The 20,627-nt window shown below is 73.7% G+C and carries 16 protein-coding genes and 1 riboswitch; of the genes, 5 read left to right on the top strand and 11 right to left on the bottom strand.

The features are described 5' to 3' along the window. Positions 1 to 70: 70 nt before the first annotated feature. Positions 71 to 970, top strand: coding sequence for a hypothetical protein (locus tag CP969_RS28070; RefSeq protein ID WP_016824356.1), 900 nt, complete (start codon positions 71 to 73; stop codon positions 968 to 970). 127 nt (positions 971 to 1,097) lie between these two features. Then, on the top strand, positions 1,098 to 1,430 hold the full coding sequence (locus CP969_RS28065; protein WP_004982495.1) for a putative quinol monooxygenase: 333 nt from the start codon (positions 1,098 to 1,100) through the stop codon (positions 1,428 to 1,430). Between the two features lie 34 nt (positions 1,431 to 1,464). On the opposite strand, the gene CP969_RS28060 is transcribed toward CP969_RS28065, so the two are convergent. From CP969_RS28060 to CP969_RS28040, 5 genes are all read right to left on the bottom strand, one after another. Continuing rightward, positions 1,465 to 2,346: an endonuclease/exonuclease/phosphatase family protein gene (locus tag CP969_RS28060; protein ID WP_016824357.1), complete on the bottom strand. Its 882-nt coding sequence runs from the start codon at positions 2,344 to 2,346 to the stop codon at positions 1,465 to 1,467. Positions 2,347 to 2,659: 313 nt separating this feature from the next. Continuing rightward, positions 2,660 to 3,310, bottom strand: coding sequence for a thymidine kinase (locus tag CP969_RS28055; RefSeq protein ID WP_004982498.1), 651 nt, complete (start codon positions 3,308 to 3,310; stop codon positions 2,660 to 2,662). Between the two features lie 80 nt (positions 3,311 to 3,390). Continuing rightward, positions 3,391 to 4,647 (bottom strand): alkaline phosphatase family protein, encoded by a 1,257-nt coding sequence (locus CP969_RS28050; protein ID WP_016824358.1) that lies wholly within the window; start codon positions 4,645 to 4,647, stop codon positions 3,391 to 3,393. Next, on the bottom strand, positions 4,647 to 5,243 hold the full coding sequence (locus tag CP969_RS28045; protein ID WP_016824359.1) for a DUF5998 family protein: 597 nt from the start codon (positions 5,241 to 5,243) through the stop codon (positions 4,647 to 4,649). Before CP969_RS28045 ends, CP969_RS28050 begins: the two co-directional genes overlap by 1 nt. A gap of 103 nt (positions 5,244 to 5,346) precedes the next feature. Next, complete coding sequence (locus CP969_RS28040; RefSeq protein ID WP_150474973.1) at positions 5,347 to 8,247, bottom strand: bifunctional acetate--CoA ligase family protein/GNAT family N-acetyltransferase; 2,901 nt, start codon at positions 8,245 to 8,247, stop codon at positions 5,347 to 5,349. A gap of 179 nt (positions 8,248 to 8,426) precedes the next feature. On the opposite strand from CP969_RS28040, the gene CP969_RS28030 reads away from it, so the two are divergent. After that, complete coding sequence (locus CP969_RS28030) at positions 8,427 to 8,708, top strand: HPr family phosphocarrier protein (RefSeq protein WP_004982511.1); 282 nt, start codon at positions 8,427 to 8,429, stop codon at positions 8,706 to 8,708. A 230-nt stretch (positions 8,709 to 8,938) separates the two neighbouring features. Here CP969_RS28030 and CP969_RS28025 read toward each other — a convergent pair whose 3' ends face one another. The 4 genes from CP969_RS28025 to CP969_RS28010 all read right to left on the bottom strand — a co-directional run bounded on the left by CP969_RS28025 (position 8,939) and on the right by CP969_RS28010 (position 13,789). After that, positions 8,939 to 9,643, bottom strand: coding sequence for a GntR family transcriptional regulator (locus CP969_RS28025; protein ID WP_004982513.1), 705 nt, complete (start codon positions 9,641 to 9,643; stop codon positions 8,939 to 8,941). Positions 9,644 to 9,862: 219 nt separating this feature from the next. Next, positions 9,863 to 10,636, bottom strand: a complete 774-nt coding sequence (locus CP969_RS28020; protein WP_016824360.1) for a M23 family metallopeptidase — start codon at positions 10,634 to 10,636, stop codon at positions 9,863 to 9,865. A gap of 12 nt (positions 10,637 to 10,648) precedes the next feature. Then, positions 10,649 to 10,814: riboswitch (cyclic di-AMP (ydaO/yuaA leader) on the bottom strand. A gap of 201 nt (positions 10,815 to 11,015) precedes the next feature. Further along, positions 11,016 to 12,419: a M16 family metallopeptidase gene (locus CP969_RS28015; RefSeq protein WP_004982519.1), complete on the bottom strand. Its 1,404-nt coding sequence runs from the start codon at positions 12,417 to 12,419 to the stop codon at positions 11,016 to 11,018. Further along, complete coding sequence (locus CP969_RS28010) at positions 12,416 to 13,789, bottom strand: M16 family metallopeptidase (RefSeq protein ID WP_039831450.1); 1,374 nt, start codon at positions 13,787 to 13,789, stop codon at positions 12,416 to 12,418. Before CP969_RS28010 ends, CP969_RS28015 begins: the two co-directional genes overlap by 4 nt. 509 nt (positions 13,790 to 14,298) lie before the next feature. On the opposite strand from CP969_RS28010, the gene CP969_RS28005 reads away from it, so the two are divergent. Continuing rightward, positions 14,299 to 16,752, top strand: a complete 2,454-nt coding sequence (locus tag CP969_RS28005) for a DNA gyrase/topoisomerase IV subunit A (protein ID WP_004982525.1) — start codon at positions 14,299 to 14,301, stop codon at positions 16,750 to 16,752. Here CP969_RS28005 and CP969_RS28000 read toward each other — a convergent pair. Beyond that, the gene (locus CP969_RS28000; RefSeq protein WP_016824362.1) at positions 16,749 to 17,855 is read right to left on the bottom strand and encodes a CobW family GTP-binding protein; all 1,107 of its coding nucleotides are present in this window, start codon (positions 17,853 to 17,855) and stop codon (positions 16,749 to 16,751) included. The genes CP969_RS28005 and CP969_RS28000 overlap by 4 nt on opposite strands. A gap of 179 nt (positions 17,856 to 18,034) precedes the next feature. Next, positions 18,035 to 19,198, bottom strand: a complete 1,164-nt coding sequence (locus CP969_RS27995; protein WP_026084820.1) for a citrate synthase/methylcitrate synthase — start codon at positions 19,196 to 19,198, stop codon at positions 18,035 to 18,037. A gap of 122 nt (positions 19,199 to 19,320) precedes the next feature. On the opposite strand from CP969_RS27995, the gene CP969_RS27990 reads away from it, so the two are divergent. Next, on the top strand, positions 19,321 to 20,607 hold the full coding sequence (locus CP969_RS27990; RefSeq protein ID WP_016824364.1) for a citrate synthase: 1,287 nt from the start codon (positions 19,321 to 19,323) through the stop codon (positions 20,605 to 20,607). The last annotated feature ends 20 nt before the right edge of the window (positions 20,608 to 20,627 follow it).

Raw genomic sequence — 20,627 nt, 5'->3', positions numbered from 1 at the left:
TGGAGGGACAAGGGGGGAGCCGCTCGGGCAGGCAGGCGCCGGGCGACCGTCCCGTTCCCAGGAGGCCCTCGTGACCACCTCTCGCCCGAACCCCCGCTCGCCCCGCGGGGCCACGGCTCGTGCGTGCGCGCCGCGTCCGGCCGCCCGGTCGGCCCGTGCGCCGGCCGCCGTTCTGGTCGGCGGGACGCTGCTCCTCACGGTGGCCTGCTCCGGCGGGGACGACCGTACGGTGGCCGAGTCGGAGACCGCCCCCACCGTCGCCGAGCGGCCCCTCGCCGCGCAGGCCACCGCGTCCACGCCGTCCGCCTCCCCCACCTCGGACCTCACCGAGACCGACGCGCGGAACGCGCTGATCACCGAGTCGGACATCGAGGACCAGTGGACCCAGGTGAAGGACCCGCGGTCCTGGCGGGACTCCCTGCTCGTCGGACAGGTGGACGTGGCGGCGTTCCTCACCGGGAAGAGCGACGCCGAGGCCTGCCAGCGCCTCGTGAACGCGCTCTACGACGAGACCCTGCTGGGCAGTCCGTCCGGGGCGTCGGCGCTCACCGGCTTCCAGGAGGGCGACTCCCGGCTGCTCTACCAGGTCGCCGCCTACCAGAAGGACGATCTCGACGACTCGATGACGTGGCTGAAGTCACTGCCGGACACCTGCGACCAGTTCACCCTCACCGGGAGCGGCAGCGGCCAGCGCACCGTCCAGGTCGTCGAGGCGTCCCTGCCCGAGGAGGGCGACGACCGGCAGGGACTGACCGTGACGGTGAAGGGCACCAGCGGCGGCGACCCCGTGACCCTCACCCTGGACGTCGCCGCGGTCCGGATCGGCGCGGACGCGATCACGGTCACCAACGGCGGGCTCGACGGCGCCGACCACGACACCACCAGGGCCGCCGTGGAGCAGGGCACCCCGCGGCTCGAGGACGTCCTGGCGGGCCGGACGCCGCAGCCCACGCCCAGCGGCGTCGAATGAGCCGCGGGGTGCCGGGCACCCCGTCGTCGCGGACGGCGGGGGTGGGCGCTCCGCTTCCACCACGGCCGTCATAGCCTGCTGTACGTCCCGCGGCGCGACCGCGCGCAAAGACCGACCAGGGAGACCGATGATCTTCATCACCGCCAAGTTCCGTGTCCGCCCCGAGTACGCCGACCGGTGGCCGGAGATCGCCGCCGACTTCACCACGGCCACCCGCGAGGAGCCGGGGTGCCTGTGGTTCGACTGGTCGCGCAGCGTCGAGGACCCGACGGAGTACGTCCTGGTCGAGGCCTTCCGCGACGACGAGGCGGGGGCGGCCCACGTGCAGTCCGAGCACTTCAGGACCGCACAGCGGACGCTGCCGCCCCACCTGGTCGAGACGCCCCGGATCGTGAACGCGACGGTTCCGCAGGACGACTGGTCGCTGCTGGGCGAGATGAGCGTCTCCGGGCAGGAGTGACGCACCGCCTCACCGAAGGCTGCGCCGGCCCGGTTCAGCGGCCGCGCCGGTGCAGCCTCAGGTCCGCGACCACGGGGCGGTGGTCCGACGCCCGCGTCGCCACCGCCTCGGCGCCGACCACGGTGATGTCGGGCGAGACGGTGACCAGGTCGATGCGCTTGACCGGGTCGACCGCCGGGTACGTCCCGCCCCCGCCGGGCGCGGCGTCCCGCAGGCGCCGCCACAGCGGCGCCAACTCCGCAGCCGTGGCCTCGGCGTTGAAGTCGCCGACCAGGACCTTCGGTCCGCGGTCGGCGGCGAGCACCTCGAGCATGTCCGCGACCTGGGCCGCGCGGATCGACGGGTCGGCCCGGTAGTCCAGGTGCGTGGAGTAGACGTGCACGTGCGCGCCCCGCACGGCGACCGTCACCTCGGCGAAGCCGGGCGCCGGGGCCGGCACCGGATCGGGGGTCTGGGTCGAGAGCCGGGTGATCTCGTGGTTCTCCGCCTCGAGCACCGGGTAGCGGCTCAGCACGGCGACGCCGAACCGCCGTCGCTCCCCGCCCGGGGTCGCCGGGTCCAGGTCGTAGATCGGTGCGAAGAACACGCGCATGCCCAGCTTCCCGGCGAGCGCGCGGGCCTCGTCGACGAAATCGCTGCGGGCGCCCCAGTGCACGTCGACCTCCTGAAGACCGATCACATCGGCCCTCAGGTCGCGTACGGCCCGCGCGGTGCGGTCGAGGTCGAAGACCTGGTCCGCACCGGCCCCGGCGTGGATGTTGTAGGTCGCCACCCGCAGCGGCACCGACGGGGCCCGCGCCCCGGGGGAGTCCGCGTCCGCGGCCGCCGCCGGTACCGCCGTGGCGAGCACGGCGGCGGCGAGCGCGGCGGCGGCACGGCGGCGGCCTCGGACGGGACGTCGGGAACGGGGCTCCATGCCTTCTCCGGATCGGGTGGGAGCGGGACGGCGGCGGTGACGCGGGGCATCCGACGGCACGTCAACACCGGTGCCGGGCCCCCTCCTTTGTGGCAGCGTCACGGCCTGGAGGCGGCCGGCGCCGTCCTGACGCCGATGCGCACGCCCCTGCATTCTGCTCCGGCGGCGGCCCGTCCACGCCCGGCGCGCGTGACTTCGTCGCGGAGGCGGGCGGCGCGTACGCGCGTGACCCCGCGAACGGGGGAGGTCGCGGGGTCACCCGCGCAGGGTACCGTGCGGGACCCCCCGCGGGGGCGCTGCGCGCACCGGTGCGTCAGACCGACGTCACCGGCAGGACGTCGGGGGACAGCACGCCCGCGCGGACCGAGGCCCTGGTCATCCGGCGGAGGTGGTGGCGGCGGCACAGGACCTCGTAACCGACCTCCTCCGCCGGGCGGTTGACGTCGCCCACGACCACCTGGGCGCCCTCGACCACCATCTCCCCGTCCACCGTACGGGCGTTGTGCGTCGCCCGGGCGCCGCACCAGCACAGGGCCTCCACCTGGAGGGTCTCGATCCGGTCGGCCAGCTCGATCAGCCGCTGCGAGCCGGGGAAGAGCTTGGTGCGGAAGTCGGTGGTGATGCCGAAGGCGAAGACGTCGAGCCCGAGGTCGTCCACGACCCGCGCCAACTGGTCTATCTGCTCCGGCGCGAGGAACTGGGCCTCGTCCACGATCACGTGGTCGACCTTGCCGCCCCGGGACAGCCGGTCGACCAGGTACCGGTACATGTCCATGCCCTCGGTGACCTCGACGGCCTCCGTGACCAGGCCCAGCCGCGAGGAGAGCTTCCCCTCCCCCGCGCGGTCGTCGCGGGTGAAGATCACACCCTGCAGGCCTCTCGCCGACCGGTTGTGGCTGATCTGGAGAGCCAGTGTCGACTTCCCGCAGTCCATCGTTCCGGAGAAGAACACCAGCTCTGGCATGGGGGGTCGGGCACCTTTCGGCCTGGGTCGTCGGGGACGGGACGTCGGACGGTGGGTCGGGACGGTGGGTCGGGCGGGCTTCAGGAGCGTACTTCGAGCAGCGGGACCAGTTGCTCGGCAGGGGTCATCGAACCGTGGTTGCCGACCATCGCCGACTCGTTCGGCTCCCGCTCGGAGGCGATCAGCAGGACGTCGTCCCGCGCGGCGGCCACCACGTCGCCGATCCGCCGGTACACGCGTGCGTCGACCGACGGCCCGAACCAGCCCGCCTCGATCGCCTCGTCCCGCGAGGCCACCCAGAACTGCTCGCCGAGCACCTCGCGCCAGCAGGTCAGCACGTCGTTCTCGGCTCCGGGCACGGCGTAGACGTGACGGGCGCGCCCCTCGCCGCCGAGCAGCGCCACGCCGGCGCCGAGCTCCCAGTCCTCGTCGAAGTCGATGCGGTGCTCCTCGTCGAACGGGACGTCGACCATGCCGTGGTCGGCGGTGACGTAGAGCGCGCTGCGCGGGGGCAGTTGCTCGGCCAGGCGCTGGACCAGGCGGTCGACGTACATGAGCTGGCCGCGCCAGGTGTCGGAGTCGACGCCGAAGCGGTGGCCCGCGCCGTCGACCTCGGCGTAGTACGTGTAGACCAGGGAGCGGTCGGCGGCGGCCAGCTGCTCGGCCGCGGCGTCCATGCGCTCCTCGCCGGACAGCCGTCCGAGGAAGGTGCCGCCGCTGAGCGCGATCTTGGTCAGCGGGGTGTTCTCGAAGGCCGGGGAGGTGACCTGGGCGGCGTGCACGCCCGCCCGGTGGGCCAGCTGGAAGACCGTGGGGTACGGCTGCCACGGGCCGGGCGGGGCCCAGGGCTGCCAACGCAGCTGGTTCATCAGCTCGCCGGTGTCCGGGTTGCGCACGGTGTAGCCGGGCAGGCCGTGCGCGCCGGGCGGCAGGCCGGTGCCGACGGAGGCCAGGGAGGTGGCGGTGGTCGCCGGATAGCCGGCGGTGATCGGACGTCCGGTGCCGCCGCGCGAGGCGGCCAGCAGGGACGTCATGAAGGGGGCCTCCTCCGGGTGCGCCTTCAGCTGCTCCCAGCCCAGTCCGTCGATCAGGAACACGCAGTTCCGGTCGGCGGGGGCCAGCTCGGGGATCGCGGCGGTCGTCCCGGGGACGCCCATCCCCGCGGCGAGCGTGGGCAGCAGGTCGGCGAGCGAACCGGTGCCGTACTCGGGCCGGGGCGCGGAGTCCAGGGGGAGGGGTTGCGGGTGGGGGTCCCAGGCGGTGGTGTGCGCGGAGGACAGCGGCGGGGCGGGGGACGCGGACGGCGTGGGCCGTGCGGGCTGCGTGGGGTGCGCCATCAGCGCGTCTGGTCCGCGGTCGCCTCGGAGAGGGCCTGTGCGAAGGCGAGCGCCTGACGCACCGTCTCCGGTCCGTCACCCGCCTCGCTGACGCGCAGGCTCAGGTCGTCCGCCGTCGAGTTGCCGGTGTACCCGTGGTCGGCCTCGCAGTCGGGGTCGCCGCAGGCGGCCGGCTCGAGGTCGATGCGGGAGACGGCGCCCCAGCCGATGGTGAGGACGATCTCGCGGGGCAGCGTGCCCGGCTTGTACGACTCCGGGTTGGCGACCACGCGGCTGACCACGATCGACGAGATCCGGTCGAGCTTGACCGACTCCGTGGACGTGGTGGCGTAGGGCGTCGGGGAGGTGTTGTCCGCGGCCTGCTCGTCGGTGTGGCTGACGATGAAGCGGTTGCCGGTGAGGACGAGCACGGTCACGTGCCGCCGCACCTCGTTCTGGTCGAACGTCGTCTCCTGGTGGACCAGGTACGACCGGACGGGCTCGCCGCCCACGGCGGCCTCCACCGCCTCGGCCACGAGGGCCGGGTAGTAGCCGCTGCGCTCGATCGCCGCCCGCAGCCCCTGGGTCGTCGTACTGGTCTTGGCCATGACGCCCATCCTACGGGGGGCCGCTGACTGCGAGGCACCGCTCGGGGCACTCCGCGTGCGCGGGGCCTCGTCCCGGGCCTCTCCCCCGGGCTCCCGGCCGCCCCGCGCGCCCTCAGTACGCCACCGGGAGGGTCCGCGGCCCGAGGTCGTCGCGGGCGGGGGGCGGGGCCAGGCGCACGGAGGCGCCGAGGACGCTCACGCCGTGCGGGGCGACGACGACCGGCTCGAGGGTGACCGCCACGACCTCCGGGTGATCGTGGACCAGCCGCGACACCCTCAGCATCAGCTCCTCCAGCGCGGGGGTGTCGACCGGTGCCGAGCCGCGCCAGCCGAACAGGAGCGGGGCCGTCCGGATCGATCGCACCAACGAGGTCGCCTCCCGGTCGGTGACCGGTATCAGCCGGTGCGCCATGTCCCCGAGCAGTTGCGAGGCTGCCCCGGCCAGGCCGAAGGAGAGCACGGCCCCGGCGGCGGGGTCGATGACCGCCCGGACGACGGTGTCGACACCGCGCGGCGCCATCCGCTGCACCACGGGGCGCAGCTCCTGCGGCGCGCCGAACAGCTCGGTCAACTCGGCGTACGCCCGGCGCAGTTGCTCCTCGTCCGCGAGGTCCAGACGGACGCCGCCGAGGTCGGCGCGGTGCCTGAGGTGCGGCGCGGTCGCCTTGAGGGCCACGGGGTAGCCGAGGGTGCGCGCGGCCTCGGCCGCGGCGTCGGGAGTGGGGGCGGGCAGCGCCCGGTGGACGTGGATGCCGTACGTGCCGAGCAGGTCGCAGGTCTCCTCGCCGCCGAGGGTGAGGCCCTGCCCGCGCGAGAGCAGCCCCTCGATGAGCGCGGCGGCGCCCCTCTCGTCGATGTCGTCGTACCCGGGCACCTTGCCCGGGTCGGCGGCGTCCCGCCGCCACTGCGCGTACGCGACGGCTTGGGCGAGGGCACGCACCGCGCGTTCGGCGGCGGGGTAGGCCGGGATGAGGTGGGTGCCTTCGGGGGGCGCGGCGGGGACGGACGGGCCGTCCGCGGCGGGGGGCCCGGGAGGGGCGCCGTCCGCGGGGCCGGACGCGGCCGCCGGGGACGCGGCCGCCGGCGGCCGGGGCGGCGTGCCCGGCGGCGTCTGCGGCGCGGTGGCCGCCGTCGCCGTCTGCGGTGCCGTGCTCGCGGCGGCCGAGAGGGCCTCCGCGAGGCCGCCGAGTTCCACGTGGACCACCAGGACCGGCTTGGACGGTGCCGCGGCGACGGCCGAGCGCAGGGCCTCGGCCAGCGCCGCGTCGCCGACCGAGCCCTCCCCCACCGCCGGGATCGCGGTCACGACCACCGCGTCACAGGTGTCGTCGGCCAGCGCCCGGGACAGCGCGGCGTGGAAGTCCGCCGCCGAGGCTGCGGTGGTGAGGTCCAGCGGGCGGTGCGGACGCAGTCCCTCGGCGAGGCAGGCGTCGTGGGTGAGCAGGCCCAGGGACTCGGAGTTGCCGAGGATCGCCACCCGGGGTCCGGCCGGCAGGGGCTGGCGGGCGAGCAGCAGGCCCGCGTCGACCAGTTCGGTGATGGTGTCCACCCGGATCACCCCGGCCTGCCGTAGCAGCGCGGACACCGTCGCGTGCGGCAGCCGGGTCGCCCGTACCGCGTGCCCCCGCGGCCCGGCTCCGTGGCGTGCGCCCTGGACCACGACCAGGGGCTTCGCCGCCGCGGTCCGGCGGGCGAGGCGGGTGAACTTGCGGGGGTTTCCGATGGACTCCAGGTACATGAGGACGACGTCGGTGTCGGGGTCCTCGTACCAGTACTGCAGGAGGTCGTTGCCGGAGACGTCGGCGCGGTTGCCGGACGACACGAAAGTGGACACGCCCGTGACGCCGGTGACGCCTCCGCCGCGCCGGTGCAGGCGCGACAGCAGGGCGACGCCGATGGCGCCGGACTGGGCGAACAGCCCGATCCGGCCGGGGCGGGGCATCTCGGGGGCGAGCGAGGCGTTCAGCCGTACGTCGGGGGACGTGTTGACGACGCCGAAGGAGTTCGGACCGATGATCCGCATGCCGTACGTGCGCGCCTGCCGCACCAGGGCGCGCTGGCGTTCCCGGCCGTCGGGGCCGGACTCGGCGTAGCCGGCGGAGACGACCACGAGCCCCTGCACGCCGTGCTCGCCGCACTCGGCGACCACCTCGGGGACGCGCTCGGCGGGCACCGCGACGACCGCCAGGTCGACGGGGCCGTCGACCTGGCGCACCGAGCGGAAGGCGGGCACCCCGTCGAGCTCCTTCCGCCCTTCCGGCAGGGCCCCGTTCACGGCGTACAGGCGGCCGGTGAACCCGGCGTCCCGGATGTTGTCGAGGATGCTGCGTCCCACGCCGCCGGGGGTGCGGCCGGCGCCGATGACGGCCACCGCCCCGGGGGCGAGCAGCCGCTGCACGGAGCGCGCCTCGGCGCGCTGCTCGCGCGCGTACTGCACGGCCAGGGAGCGGTCGGTGGGTTCGAGGTCGAGCTCCAGGCGGACGACGCCGTCCTCGAAGCTGCGCTTCTGGGTGTACCCGGCGTCGGTGAACACCTTGATCATCTTGGTGTTGGCGGGCAGCACCTCGGCGGCGAACCGGCGGATGCCGCGCTCCCGCGCGACGGCGCCGATGTGTTCGAGCAGGGCGGAGGCGACGCCCCGGCCCTGGTGGGCGTCCTGCACGAGGAAGGCGACCTCGGCCTCGTCGGCCGACGCGGAGGCGGGCGCCCCGTCGGCGCCGATCCGGTCGTAGCGTACGGTGGCGATGAACTCGCCGCCCACGGTGGCGGCGAGTCCCACCCGGTCCACGAAGTCGTGGTGCGTGAAGCGGTGGACGTCCTTGGCGGACAGACGCGGGTAGGGCGCGAAGAAGCGGTAGTACTTCGACTCGTCCGACACCTGCTCGTAGAAGCTGACCAGGCGCTCGGCGTCATCGACGGTGATGGGGCGGATGCGCGCGGTGCCGCCGTCGCGCAGCACCACGTCGGCCTCCCAGTGGGCGGGGTACTCGTGCCGGTCCGACGTGGTCTGCATGGGCCCCAGAGTACGGCTCGCGCACGGCAACGGCGCGAGGCAGTCTGTGGAGGGCGACGCACCGGACCGAGGCCGCGGTCCGGAACCCACCCGGGAGCGGGAGCAGGTGCCACTCCCGGCATGCTTCACGGTATGGGAAACTGGTCTAGACAACCTTGAAAACTGAAGGGCAGCAACACATGGCTGAGCGCCGCGTCAACGTCGGCTGGGCCGAGGGCCTCCACGCCCGCCCCGCCTCCATCTTCGTCCGGGCCGCCACGGCCGCAGGCGTCCCGGTGACGATCGCCAAGGCCGGGGGCGACCCCGTCAACGCCGCCTCCATGCTGGCCGTTCTGGGCCTGGGCGCCCAGGGCGGCGAGGAGATCGTCCTGGCTTCCGAGGCGGAGGGCGCGGACGCCGCCCTGGACCGTCTGGCGAAGCTGGTCGCCGAGGGTCTCGAGGAACTCCCCGAGACCGTCTGAGCGAGTGCCCGACAGCGGCGGAGCCGCGTCGTCCGTTCCGGGCGGCGCGGCTCCGTCGTTTCCCTTCCGGACCGGCGGCCCCGTTTCCGCCTCCGCTTTTCTTCACGGGCATTCGGAAACCCCGGAGGGCACGGCCGCGGGAGAGGTGGCCGCGCATTCTCCGCACCCTCGGAAAAGGGCAGCGGAACAAATCCCTCGCCGATTCCTTCTCTTTTTATACGGCCTTTGTGTTAAGCGCGCAGGCTCGGCGTGTTTACGGGATGTTGCGAGTTCCTCACACGCTCCGCGCGGTCCGTCCGGTCGGCGCCGGAGGCGGAGCGCAGGCGGTGCGCGGCGGTCGCGCGCTCGGCGTGCAGCGCCGTGACGGCCCGCGCGCGCTCGCCGTCGCCGCGTGCCACGGCGTCCGCGATCGCGCCGTGCTCCGTCCAGTGCTCCACCGGGTCGGCGGGTCCCTCGACGGCGTACAGCCAGGCGATCTTGTGCCGCAGTTGGGTCAGCGTCGAGGCCAGCGCCGGGCTGCCGGAGGCCTGGGCGAGCGTCTCGTGGAACCAGCCGCCCAGGGAGCGCAGGTCGTCGCCGGCGCCCCGGCGGGCGCGCTCCTGCCCCAGGCGGACCAGACCGCGCAGCACCTTCACGTGGGCCCCGGTGCGGCGCTGGGCCGCGCGGAGGGCGCCGAGCGGCTCGAGGAGCAGGCGCATCTCCAGCAGGTCGGCGGCCTCCTGCTCGGTGGGCTCCGCGACGCACGCGCCCGCGTGCCGCCGGGTCACCACGAAGCCCTCGGCCTCCAGCGTGCGCAGGGCCTCCCGGACGGGGACGCGGGAGACGCCGTAACGGCGGGCGAGCACTTCCTCCGTGAGCCGGCTGCCGCGCCCGAGGACACCCGCGACGATGTCGTCCCGGATCGCCGTGCACACCGAGTGCGCGGGAATGCGCATGACCGACCTCCGGATCAATTCCCGTGACACGCCGACGATTGACGTGCGTTCCGTGACTCCATTGCACGTGACTCTATTGCAGTCGGCGGGAATTTCCGATGCCGGGCCGGAATCCATGCTTGTTTTTCGGTCGCCCCTTCCCTAGCGACGCCGAAAGCCCCGGCTCGGAAGCCGGGGCCGGGAAGCGGGGGCGCACTCCGTGCCGGAGGCGGACGCGCGTCAGAGGTTCACGCCGTGCGCGCGGAGGTAGGCGACGGGGTCCAGGTCGGATCCGTACTCGGCGCCGGTACGGGCCTCGAAGTGCAGGTGCGCGCCCGTGACGTTGCCGGTGGCGCCGGACAGGCCGATCCGCTGCCCCGCGGTGACCTGCTGTCCCACCGAGACCCCGATGGACGACAGGTGACCGTACTGGGTGTACGTGCCGTCGTGCATCTTGATGACGACCTGGTTGCCGTACGCGCCGCCCCAGCCGGCCTCCACGACGGTGCCCATGCCGACCGACTGGACGGGGGTGCCGCTCGCGGCGTGGAAGTCGACGCCCGTGTGGCTGCCGGAGGACCAGACGGCGCCACCGCTCTTGTAGCCGGTCGAGACGTAGGAGCCGGGGATCGGGGAGACGAAGGTGTTGAGGCGTGCGCGCTCGGCCTCCCGCGCGGCGCGCTCCTCCTCCGCGCGGGCCTCCTCGGCCGCCTCGGCCGCCTTCTCGCGCGCGGCCTCCTCGGCCGCCTTCCGCGCGGCGGTCTCGGCGGCCTCCCGGGCGGCCTCGTGCTGGGCGGCCGCCTGGGCGTCGACCTGGGCGGCGACCTCGTCGCCCAGGGTGATGACGGGGGTGAGGCCGGTCTGCGCGGCGGCGGGTTCGGCGGCGAGCGCGGGGGCCGCGAAGGAGCCGACGACGCCGGTGGTGGTGAGGGCCGCGACGCCCGCCGCGCGGGCGGTGCCGCGCTCGATCCGGCGGGGACGACGGTGCTTCCCGGTGGCGCGGGTGAACGCCATGTGCAGGCTGGTCCTTTCCTTCCCTCTCGCCTACCGGGTTAGCTGACGGGTTCGGAGCAGGAAGGTCTCCTACGGACCCCCTCGCGACACGCGCGGGCGTCCGATTCACCCCAGGGACTGCATGCGGGTCCCCGGCTCCCCCCGGCTCGCGCCGCAGGGGATTCGGCGATGGCTGCCCGGTGCCGCGGGTGCGGCGCACTGCCCGACGAACAGCCCGGAAGACGCTAAGCGGGCGGGCTTTCAATTCCCAACCGGAACCCGGGTTTTGTAGCGCATCCCACAGGGCAGATGGGCAACCTCCACCCCAATTCGGGCATAAGGGGGCCCTGGTGACCCGTGGGTCACCAGGGCCCCGCGCGTGCGCGTCCTCCGCGGCCGCCTACTCGGCCGTCACCACGGCGACGTCACCGATCCCGAGGGCCTCCACGGACGTCCTGATCTGCGCCGCGTCGCCGACGAGGACGGTCACCAGACGGTCCACCGGGAAGGCGTTGACGACCGCGGCGGTCGCCTCCACGGTGCCGGTCGCGGCGAGCTGCCGGTACAGCTCGGCCTGGTAGTCGTCGGGCAGCTGCTGCTCGACCTGGTCGGCCAGGGTGCTCGCGACGGCCGCGGCGGTCTCGTACTTGAGCGGTGCCACGCCCACCAGGTTCTGCACGGCGACGTCCCGCTCCTCGTCGGTGAGTCCCTCCGCGGCGAGCGTGCGCAGCACCGTCCACAGGTCCTGCAGGGCGGGCCCGGTGTTCGGCGTGTCGACGGAGCCGCTGATGGCGAGCATCGCGGCGCCGGCGGCCCCTCCGGAGGAGGAGGGTGCGGTGGACCGGAGGACCTGCCCGAAGGCCCGGACGCCGTAGGTGTAGCCCTTCTCCTCGCGCAGGACGCGGTCCAGGCGGGAGGTGAGGGTGCCGCCGAGGCAGTACGTGCCGAGCACCTGTGCGGGCCACACGCGGTCGTGCCGGTCCGGACCGACCCGGCCGATCAGCAACTGCGTCTGGACGGCGCCCGGACGGTCCACGATCACGACCCGGCCGGTGTCGTCCGCGACCACCGGCGGAACGGGCCGGGGCCGGGCCGGGGAGCCCGTCCAGGCTCCGAGCGTGTCACCGAGCAGCGCGTCCAGGTCGATCCCGGTGAAGTCGCCGACGACCACCGCGGTCGCCGTGGCGGGCCGGACGTGCTTCTCGTAGAAGGCGCGCACGGCCGCGGAGTCGATGCCGGCGACCGTCTCCTCGGTGCCCTGGCGCGGGCGCGACATGCGCGAACTCGCCGGGAACAGCTCCTTGGAGAGTTCCTTGGCGGCCCGGCGGGCGGGGTTGGCCAGCTCGTGCGGGATCTCGTCGAGGCGGTTGCGGACCAGCCGCTCGACCTCGCTGTCGGCGAACGCGGGCGCCCGCAGGGCGTCGGCGACCAGCCCGAGCCCCTTGGCGAGCCGCGAGGCGGGGACCTCCAGGCTCAGCCGGACGCCGGGATGGTCGGCGTGCGCGTCCAGGGTGGCGCCGCAGCGCTCCAGTTCGGCGGCGAACTCCTCGGCGGAGTGCTTGTCGGTGCCCTCGGAGAAGGCCCGCGCCATGACCGTGGCGACACCGTCGAGTCCGGTCGGCTCGGCCTCGAGCGGAGCGTCGAGGAGCACCTCGACGGCGACGACCTGCTGGCCCGGGCGGTGGCAGCGCAGGACGGTCAGGCCGTTGTCGAGCGCGCCGCGCTCGGGGGCCGGGAAGGCCCAGGGCCTGGCCTCGCCCGCCTGCGGCCGGGGGTGGAAGTCCATCGTGGCGAGCTCGGTCACTTCGCCGTCTCCTCGGTCTCGTCGGTGCCGGCGACTGCGGCGGCTTCCTCTGCGTCCTGCGCCTCGGGGGCGACGGGCTCGTAGACGAGCACCGCGCGGTTGTCGGGGCGCAGGCGGGCCTTGGCGACCTCCTGCACCTCCTCCGCCGTCACCTCCAGGACGCGCCGGACGGCGGTCAGGGCGAGCTGCGGGTCGCCGAACAGGACGGCGTACCGGCACAGTTCGTCGGCGCGGCCCGCGACCGTTCCGAGGCGGTCCAGCCACTCGCGCTCCAACTGGGCCTGGGCGCGCTCCATCTCCTCGGCCGTGGGGCCCTGCTCGGCGAACCGGGCGAGCTCCTCGTCGATCGCGGCCTCGATCACCGGTACCTCCACGTCGCCGGACGCCTTCACGTCCAGCCACCCCAGGGAGGGCGCCCCGGCCAGCCGCAGCAGGCCGAACCCGGCCGCCACGGCCGTACGGTCGCGCCGTACCAGCCGGTTGTAGAGCCGCGAGGACTCGCCGCCGCCGAGCACGGTGAGCGCCAGGTCCGCCGCGTCGCACGCGCGCGTGCCGTCCTGCGGCAGCCGGTAGGCGGCCATCAGGGCGCGCGCGGGGACCTCCTCCTCGACGACCTCGCGCAGCTGCTCGCCGATGACGTCGGGCAGCGAGCCGTCGCGCGGCTCGGGCTTGCCGTCGTGGGACGGGATGGAGCCGAAGTACTTCTCGATCCAGGCGAGCGTCTGCTCCGGGTCGATGTCGCCGACGACGGAGAGCACGGCGTTGTTCGGCGCGTAGTACGTGCGGAAGAACTGGCGGGCGTCCTCCAGGGTGGCCGCGTCCAGGTCCGCCATCGAGCCGATCGGCGTGTGGTGGTACGGGTGGCCCTCCGGGTAGGCGAGGGCGGTCAGCCTCTCGAAGGCCGTGCCGTAGGGCACGTTGTCGTAGCGCTGGCGGCGCTCGTTCTTGACCACGTCCCGCTGGTTCTCCATGGACTCCTCGTCCAGGGCGGCCAGCAGGGAGCCCATGCGGTCGGCCTCCAGCCAGAGGGCGAGCTCCAGCTGGTGGGCGGGCATGGTCTCGAAGTAGTTGGTGCGCTCGAAGCTGGTGGTGCCGTTGAGCGAACCGCCGGCGCCCTGCACCAGCTCGAAGTGGCCGTTGCCCTTCACCTGGGCGGACCCCTGGAACATGAGGTGCTCGAAAAGGTGAGCCAGACCGGTACGCCCCTTGACTTCGTGGCGTGAACCGACGTCGTACCAGAGACACACCGCGGCGACCGGGGTCAGGTGGTCCTCGGAGAGCACCACGCGCAGGCCGTTGGCCAGGCGGTGCTCGGTCGCTGTCAGGCCGCCGGAGCCTGCCTGGGCTGTGGCCGTGTGACCCATGGGCATGTACGTCCCTTCGATCGCGGAGGCGGTCGTCGTCACCGCCGTTTCTGCCGGTCCTGCCACTGTATGCAAGCGCGCGGACCACCGGTGAAGTTCCCGGGCGGGGCCGGCTACGCCGAGAGCGAGAAGCGGTACGGGCCGTTGACGGTGCCGGTGTGGGCCGTGGGACGAATGGGGCACCTGTGGTACCGGTCCGCGGGCGCGGCACGCGCGCCGGCGGGCGGCGGACCGCGCGGGGCACGGGCCGGATCGCGAGCCCCGGCCCGGCCGGCCGAGGCACTCGTGGAGGCCGTCCCGCGTGCGGTCGGGCCGCGCGGTCCGCCCCGCCCCGAGGGGCGGACCGCAGCCCCCCGTGCGCGGCGTTCGCGGCCCGTGCGCGTACCCTGCTCGCGCCGCCCCTGCCCGTCCGCGCCGGACGGACTGAGCCAGGTCCTGGTCCCGCTTGTCAGTGCGACGGTCCACAATGGTCCGCGTCAGATCCCGTCACACGCTTCAGCAAGGAGCCGGCAGCGATGGCCCGCCGCAGCACGAAGACCCCGCCGCCCGACGACTCGTACGAGGAGAAGATCCTCGACATCGACGTCGTCGACGAGATGCAGGGCTCCTTCCTCGAGTACGCGTACTCGGTCATCTACTCCCGCGCCCTGCCGGACGCGCGCGACGGTCTCAAGCCGGTGCACCGCCGCATCGTCTACCAGATGAACGAGATGGGTCTGCGGCCCGAGCGCGGCTACGTGAAGTGCGCCCGCGTCGTCGGCGAGGTGATGGGCAAGCTGCACCCCCACGGCGACGCCTCGATCTACGACGCCCTGGTGCGCATGGCCCAGCCGTTCTCGATGCGCGTGCCCCTGGTCGACGGCCACGGCAACTTCGGCTCGCTGGGCAACGACGACCCGCCCGCCGCCATGCGGTACACCGAGTGCCGGATGGCCGAGGCCACGAGCCTGATGACCGAGTCCATCGACGAGGACACGGTCGACTTCGCGCCCAACTACGACGGCCAGGAGCGGGAGCCGGTGGCGCTGCCCGCCGCCTTCCCGAACCTGCTGGTGAACGGCGCGTCGGGCATCGCCGTCGGCATGGCCACCAACATGCCGCCGCACAACCTGCGCGAGGTCGTCGCGGCCGCGCGCCACCTGATCAGGTACCCGAACGCCGATCTCGACGCCCTGATGAAGCACGTCCCCGGCCCCGACCTGCCCACCGGCGGCCGGATCGTCGGCCTGTCCGGCGTCCGGGACGCGTACCGGACGGGCCGCGGCACGTTCAAGATCCGTGCGACGGTCACCGTGGAGGAGGTGACGGCGCGCCGCAAGGGCCTGGTCGTCACCGAGCTGCCCTTCACGGTCGGCCCGGAGAAGGTGATCGCCAAGATCAAAGACCTGGTCGGGTCGAAGAAGCTCCAGGGCATCGCCGACGTCAAGGACCTCACCGACCGCGAGCACGGCCTGCGGCTCGTCATCGAGATCAAGAACGGCTTCGTGCCGGAGGCGGTCCTGGAGCAGCTGTACAAGCTGACGCCGATGGAGGAGTCCTTCGGCATCAACAACGTGGCGCTGGTGGACGGCCAGCCGCTCACCCTGGGCCTCAAGGAACTGCTGGAGGTCTACCTCGACCACCGCTTCGACGTCGTCCGCCGGCGTTCGGAGTTCCGCCGCGGCAAGAAGCGGGACCGGCTGCACCTGGTCGAGGGCCTGCTCACGGCCCTGGTGGACATCGACGAGGTCATCCGCCTCATCCGCTCCAGCGAGAACTCCGCGCAGGCCAAGCAGCGCCTGATGGAGCGCTTCTCCCTCAGCGACGTCCAGACCCAGTACATCCTGGACACGCCCCTGCGCCGGCTGACCAAGTACGACCGCATCGAGCTGGAGACGGAGCGGGACCGGCTGAACGCGGAGATCGAGGAACTCACCCGGATCCTGGACTCGGACGCCGAGCTGCGCAAGCTGGTCTCCGGCGAACTGGCCGCGGTGGCCAAGAAGTTCGGCAACGACCGCCGTACGCTCCTGCTGGAGTCGGCCGACGTCCCGGCCGCCCCCGTGCCGCTGCAGGTGGAGGACGCCCCGTGCCGCGTGCTGCTGTCCTCCACGGGTCTGCTGGCCCGCACGGCGAACGACGAGCCGTTCGCGCAGGACGCCGCCAAGCGGGTCAAGCACGACGTGATCGTCTCGGCGGTGCCGACGACGGCCCGCGGTGAGGTGGGCGTGGTCACCTCGGCCGGCCGCCTGCTCCGGCTGAACGTCGTCGACCTGCCCGTGCTCCCGGAGGCGATGCCGACGCCGAACCTCTCGGGCGGGGCGCCCCTGGCCGAGTTCGTCTCCCTGGAGGACGACGAGGAGGTCGTGTGCCTGACGACGCTCGACGAGTCGTCGCCGGGGCTGGCGCTCGGCACCGAACAGGGTGTCGTCAAGCGCGTGGTGCCCGACTACCCCTCCAACAAGGAGGAGCTGGAGGTCATCACCCTCAAGGAGGGCGACCGGATCGTCGGCGCGATCGAGCTGCGCACGGGCGAGGAGGACCTGGTCTTCGTCACCGACGACGCCCAGCTGCTGCGCTACCAGGCCGGGCAGGTCCGTCCGCAGGGCCGGCCCGCCGGCGGTGTGGCGGGCGTCAAGCTCGCCCAGGGCGCGAAGGTCATCGCCTTCACGGCGGTCGATCCGGCGGCGGACGCGATGGTGTTCACGGTCGCGGGCTCGCGCGGCACCCTGGACGACTCCGTCCAGACGACGGCGAAGCTGACCCCGTTCGACCAGTTCCCGCGCAAGGGCCGGGCCACCGGCGGCGTGCGCTGCCAGCGGTTCCTGAAGGGCGAGGACTGCCTGGCCCTGGCCTGGGTGGGCCCGGTCCCGGCCCGTGCCGCCCAGAAGAACGGCACGCCGGTGAGCCTCCCGGAGCCCGACCCGCGCCGCGACGGCTCGGGCGTGTCGCTGCCGAAGACGGTGTCGGTGGTGGCGGGGCCGGTCTAGGCCGCGGGTTCGCCGGGCTCCCCGAGATCCCCGGATTCCCCGAACTCTCCGGGATCACCGGGATCTCCGGGTTCCTGCACATAGCGCAGAACGCCCCACATGCCGTGCTCGTCGACGTGTGGGGCGCCGTCGCTCCCGCACGCCTCCAGTTCCTCGCGCAGGGCGGTGGTGTCGAGGCCCGTCCCGATGAGGACGAGCTGGGTGAGCCGCTCCTCGCCGGCCGCCCAGGGCTCGGGATAGAACCGCAGGAACCGCCCCACGGCATGCACGGCGTACCGGTTGCGGGCGTCGTACGGCCCGAAGTCGACGTACCCCTTGATCCGGTACAGCCCCTCGGGCCGGCTGTCCAGGAACCGGATCAGCCGCCGCGGGTCCAGCGGCCGCCCGGAGACGAAGGAGAGGCTGTCGTACGCGGCGTGCAGATGCCCGGTGTGCTCCTCCTCCCCGCGGTCGTGGCGGTGCAGGTCGTCGAACGACAACTGCCCGACGCGCTCCTCGCTCGGCCTGCAGTCGAAGAGGAGCTCGGGGTCGACGCGCCCGTGCGTGGCGGGGACGACGGCCGCGCGGTCGACGAGCGAGCGGACCGGGTCCAGCACGCGTGAGGCGTCGGTGACCCGGTCCAGCTTGTTCACGACGACGAGATCGGCGAGGCCGAGGTGCCGCTCGATCTCCGGGTGCCGGGCCCGGGTGGCGTCGAACTCGGCGGCGTCCACGACCTCGACGAGCCCGCCGTACACGATCTGGGGGTGCTCACTGGCGAGCACCATCCGCACGAGTTCCTGCGGCTCGGCGAGACCACTGGCCTCGATGACGATGACGTCGACGCCGGCGGACGGCCGGGCCAGCCGCTCGAGGTACTCGTCCAGCTCGCTGCCGTCGACGGCGCAGCACAGGCATCCGTTCCCGAGCGAGACCGTCGAGTCCCCGAGCGCACCGGCCACGGCCATGGCGTCGATCTCGATGGCGCCGAAGTCGTTGACGACGGCGCCGATGCGGCTTCCGCCGCTGTGGTGGAGGAGGTGGTTGAGCACGGTGGTCTTCCCGGAGCCGAGGAATCCGGCCAGGACGACCACCGGAATCTGCCGACCGCTGCTCCGCACCACCGCACGACCTCTTTCCCTTTTCCCACCCACGCGTACACCGGCTCGCGCCCGGGCGTACGGACGAGGACCGACCGACGCACCAGGATACGAACGCCGGGAACGGCCGCGAGGCGAACGGCTGCCGGCGGCGTGCGCGGAGCGGGCCCCGGCAGGGGCGCCGGCCCTGTGGCCGGCCGCTCTCACCTCCTGGGCACCTCCACCGGCGCCGGCGGCCCCGTGTACCGGGCCGCCGGCCTGATGATCTTGGAGTCCTCCGCCTGCTCCACGATGTGGGCGCTCCACCCCACCACCCGTGCCGCCGCGAACGTGGGAGTGAACATCTCGCGCGGCAGGCCGCAGAGTTCCATGACGAGGCCCGCGTAGAACTCCACATTGGTGTGCAGCTCCCGCCCCGGCTTCAGCTCCGCCAGGATCGCCTCCACCCGCCGTTCGACCGCCACGGCGAAGTCGACCCGAGGGCCACCGAACCGCTGCGCCACCTCGCGCAGCATCCGCGAACGGGGGTCCTCCGTGCGGTAGACCGCGTGCCCGAAACCCATGATCCGCTCACCCGCGAGGACCTGCTCACGGACCCAGGCGTCGATGCGCTCCGCGGTCCCGATCGCGTCCAGCGTGTCCAGCGCCCGGCTCGGCGCACCGCCGTGCAACGGCCCCGACAGCGCCGCCACCGCCCCCGCGAGGCACGCCGCCACGTCCGCGCCCGTCGAGGCGATGACCCGGGCCGTGAAGGTCGAGGCGTTGAAGCCGTGGTCGATGGTGGAGATCAGGTACTGCTCGAGCGCCCGCACGCGCTCCCCGTCCGGTTCCGAACCCGTGAGCATGTAGAGGTAGTTCGCCGCGTACGACAGGTCCGTGCGCGGCTCCACCGGCTCCAGCCCCCGCCCCAGCCGGTGCAGCGCGGTGAGCAGCGTCGGCACCGCCGCGGTCGCCTCCAGTGCGTCCCGGCGACGCCGGCCGGCGTCGATGTCGTACACCGGCGCGAAGCCTTTCGCCGCACCGAGCAGCGACAGCGCCGTGCGCATCCCGGCGAGCGGACCGGACCGTCCGCCGGCGGCCGCGATGACGGGCAGCGCCGCCCGCAGCCCGTCCGGCAGCCGCCGCAGGGCGGCCGTCTCGGCGGTGAAGGCCGCGCTCCGGTCCGCGTCGGGCAGTTCGCCGTGCACGAACAGGTGCCACACGTCCTCGAACGAACGCGACCGCGCCAGGTCGACGGCCGAGTACTGGCGGTAGTGGTAGAAGCCCTCGGTGCCCCGGACGTCACCGATCCGGGTGTCGGTGACGACGACACCGGCCAGCCCCCGCGGCACCTCGACGCGCTCCGCCACGGCCCCATGAACGGACATGATTACCTCCTCGAACTTGATTCGACCCTCCATCCTTGATGCGATCCCTGTCAATATTGATTGAGTCAACACGTCAGTCCATGCAAGCAGAGAGACACGACGGGACGGATACGGTGGGCCCCATGCGCGACCAAGACCCCTCCCCGGCCGACGCGGACCGGCGCCTGAGCACCAGGGAGGCCGCCGAACTGCTCGGCGTGAAGCCGGAGACCGTGTACGCCTACGTGAGCCGCGGCCTGCTCAGCAGCCGCCGGGCGGCGGGCGGGCGGGGCAGCACCTTCGCCACCGAGGAGGTGGCGGCGCTCGCGCGGCGCAACCGGCGGGAGGGCAGCGGTTCGGGTGGCCCCGGCGGCGAACTGTCCGTGCGGACCCGCCTCACCCTGATCGACACCGACCGGTACTACTTCCGGGGCGTCGACGCCGTCGAACTCGCCACCCGGTACACCTACGAGGAGGTCGCCGAGTGGTTGTGGACGGGCCGGTTCCGCCCGGGAGCCGCCTTCGCCGCGCCCGAGGCCTCCGTCGCGGTGGCCCGTCGCGCGGTCGACGCGCTGCCCGAACACACCACGCCCACCGACCGCCTGCGGGTCGCGGCCATCGCCGCGGCGACCGCGGACCCCCTGCGCTTCGACCTGTCCGACGCGGCCGTGCTCGGCACCGCCCGCACCCTCATCCCCACGCTCGTCGCCGCCCTGCCTCCCGTGCGGCCCGGCCACCGCGACACCGGACCGCTGGCCCACCGCCTCTGGGCGCGGCTGACCGGCCGTCAGGCCGACGAAGCGGAGCTGCGCGTCCTGGACACGGCCCTCGCCCTCCTCGTCGACCACGACCTGGCGGCCTCCACGCTCGCCGTCCGGGTCGCCGCGTCGGCCCGCGCGCACGCCTACGCGGCCGTCTCGGCGGGACTCGGCGTGCTCGAGGGCCCGTTGCACGGTGCGGCCAGCGGACTCGCGCACAAACTGCTGCTCGAGGTGCTCGACCGGGGCAGCGCGGCACCGGTGATCGCCGAGGAGCTGCGGGCCGGCCGCCGCGTCCCGGGGCTCGGACACCGTCTCTACGCCGGTGAGGACCCCCGCGCGCGTGCCCTGTTCTCCCTCCTGGAGGAGATCCCGCACACCGCACCCGCCCTCGCCGCGGCCCGCGACATCGTGGCCACCACCGCCCGCCGCACCCCCCTGCACGCCAACGTCGACCTGGCCCTGGCCGTCCTGACCGTCTCATGCGCAATGCCGGCCACCGCGGGAGAGACGGTCTTCGCCGTCGCCCGTACGGCGGGCTGGATCGCCCACGCCCTCGAGGAGTACGGCGAGCGTCCCCTGCGCATGCGCCCCAGCGGGCTGTACACGGGACCGAAGCCGCCCCGGCCGCTGCCGGAGCAGGACACGGACGGGGCCGAGAGGCCCCGGTGAGCAAGTCAGGTTAGGCTCAC

Origin of the sequence: Streptomyces viridosporus T7A (genome assembly GCF_008704515.1) — a bacterium.
Lineage (GTDB): Bacteria > Actinomycetota > Actinomycetes > Streptomycetales > Streptomycetaceae > Streptomyces > Streptomyces viridosporus.
The sequence above is the reverse complement of the archived record's forward strand: the minus strand, read 5'-3'. Positions and strand labels throughout refer to the sequence as shown.

Bases quoted from the DNA above. Each gene is read 5' to 3' on its own strand.
- CP969_RS28065 (WP_004982495.1), top strand. From the start codon at position 1,098: ATGATCTTCATCACCGCCAAGTTCCGTGTCCGCCCCGAGTACGCCGAC.
- CP969_RS28020 (WP_016824360.1), bottom strand. From the start codon at position 10,636: ATGGCGTTCACCCGCGCCACCGGGAAGCACCGTCGTCCCCGCCGGATC.
- CP969_RS28050 (WP_016824358.1), bottom strand. From the start codon at position 4,647: ATGGCGCACCCCACGCAGCCCGCACGGCCCACGCCGTCCGCGTCCCCC.
- CP969_RS28010 (WP_039831450.1), bottom strand. From the start codon at position 13,789: ATGCCCATGGGTCACACGGCCACAGCCCAGGCAGGCTCCGGCGGCCTG.
- CP969_RS28040 (WP_150474973.1), bottom strand. From the start codon at position 8,247: ATGCAGACCACGTCGGACCGGCACGAGTACCCCGCCCACTGGGAGGCC.
- CP969_RS27990 (WP_016824364.1), top strand. From the start codon at position 19,321: ATGCGCGACCAAGACCCCTCCCCGGCCGACGCGGACCGGCGCCTGAGC.
- CP969_RS28005 (WP_004982525.1), top strand. From the start codon at position 14,299: ATGGCCCGCCGCAGCACGAAGACCCCGCCGCCCGACGACTCGTACGAG.
- CP969_RS27995 (WP_026084820.1), bottom strand. From the start codon at position 19,198: ATGTCCGTTCATGGGGCCGTGGCGGAGCGCGTCGAGGTGCCGCGGGGG.
- CP969_RS28030 (WP_004982511.1), top strand. From the start codon at position 8,427: ATGGCTGAGCGCCGCGTCAACGTCGGCTGGGCCGAGGGCCTCCACGCC.
- CP969_RS28055 (WP_004982498.1), bottom strand. From the start codon at position 3,310: ATGCCAGAGCTGGTGTTCTTCTCCGGAACGATGGACTGCGGGAAGTCG.
- CP969_RS28025 (WP_004982513.1), bottom strand. From the start codon at position 9,643: ATGCGCATTCCCGCGCACTCGGTGTGCACGGCGATCCGGGACGACATC.
- CP969_RS28045 (WP_016824359.1), bottom strand. From the start codon at position 5,243: ATGGGCGTCATGGCCAAGACCAGTACGACGACCCAGGGGCTGCGGGCG.
- CP969_RS28060 (WP_016824357.1), bottom strand. From the start codon at position 2,346: ATGGAGCCCCGTTCCCGACGTCCCGTCCGAGGCCGCCGCCGTGCCGCC.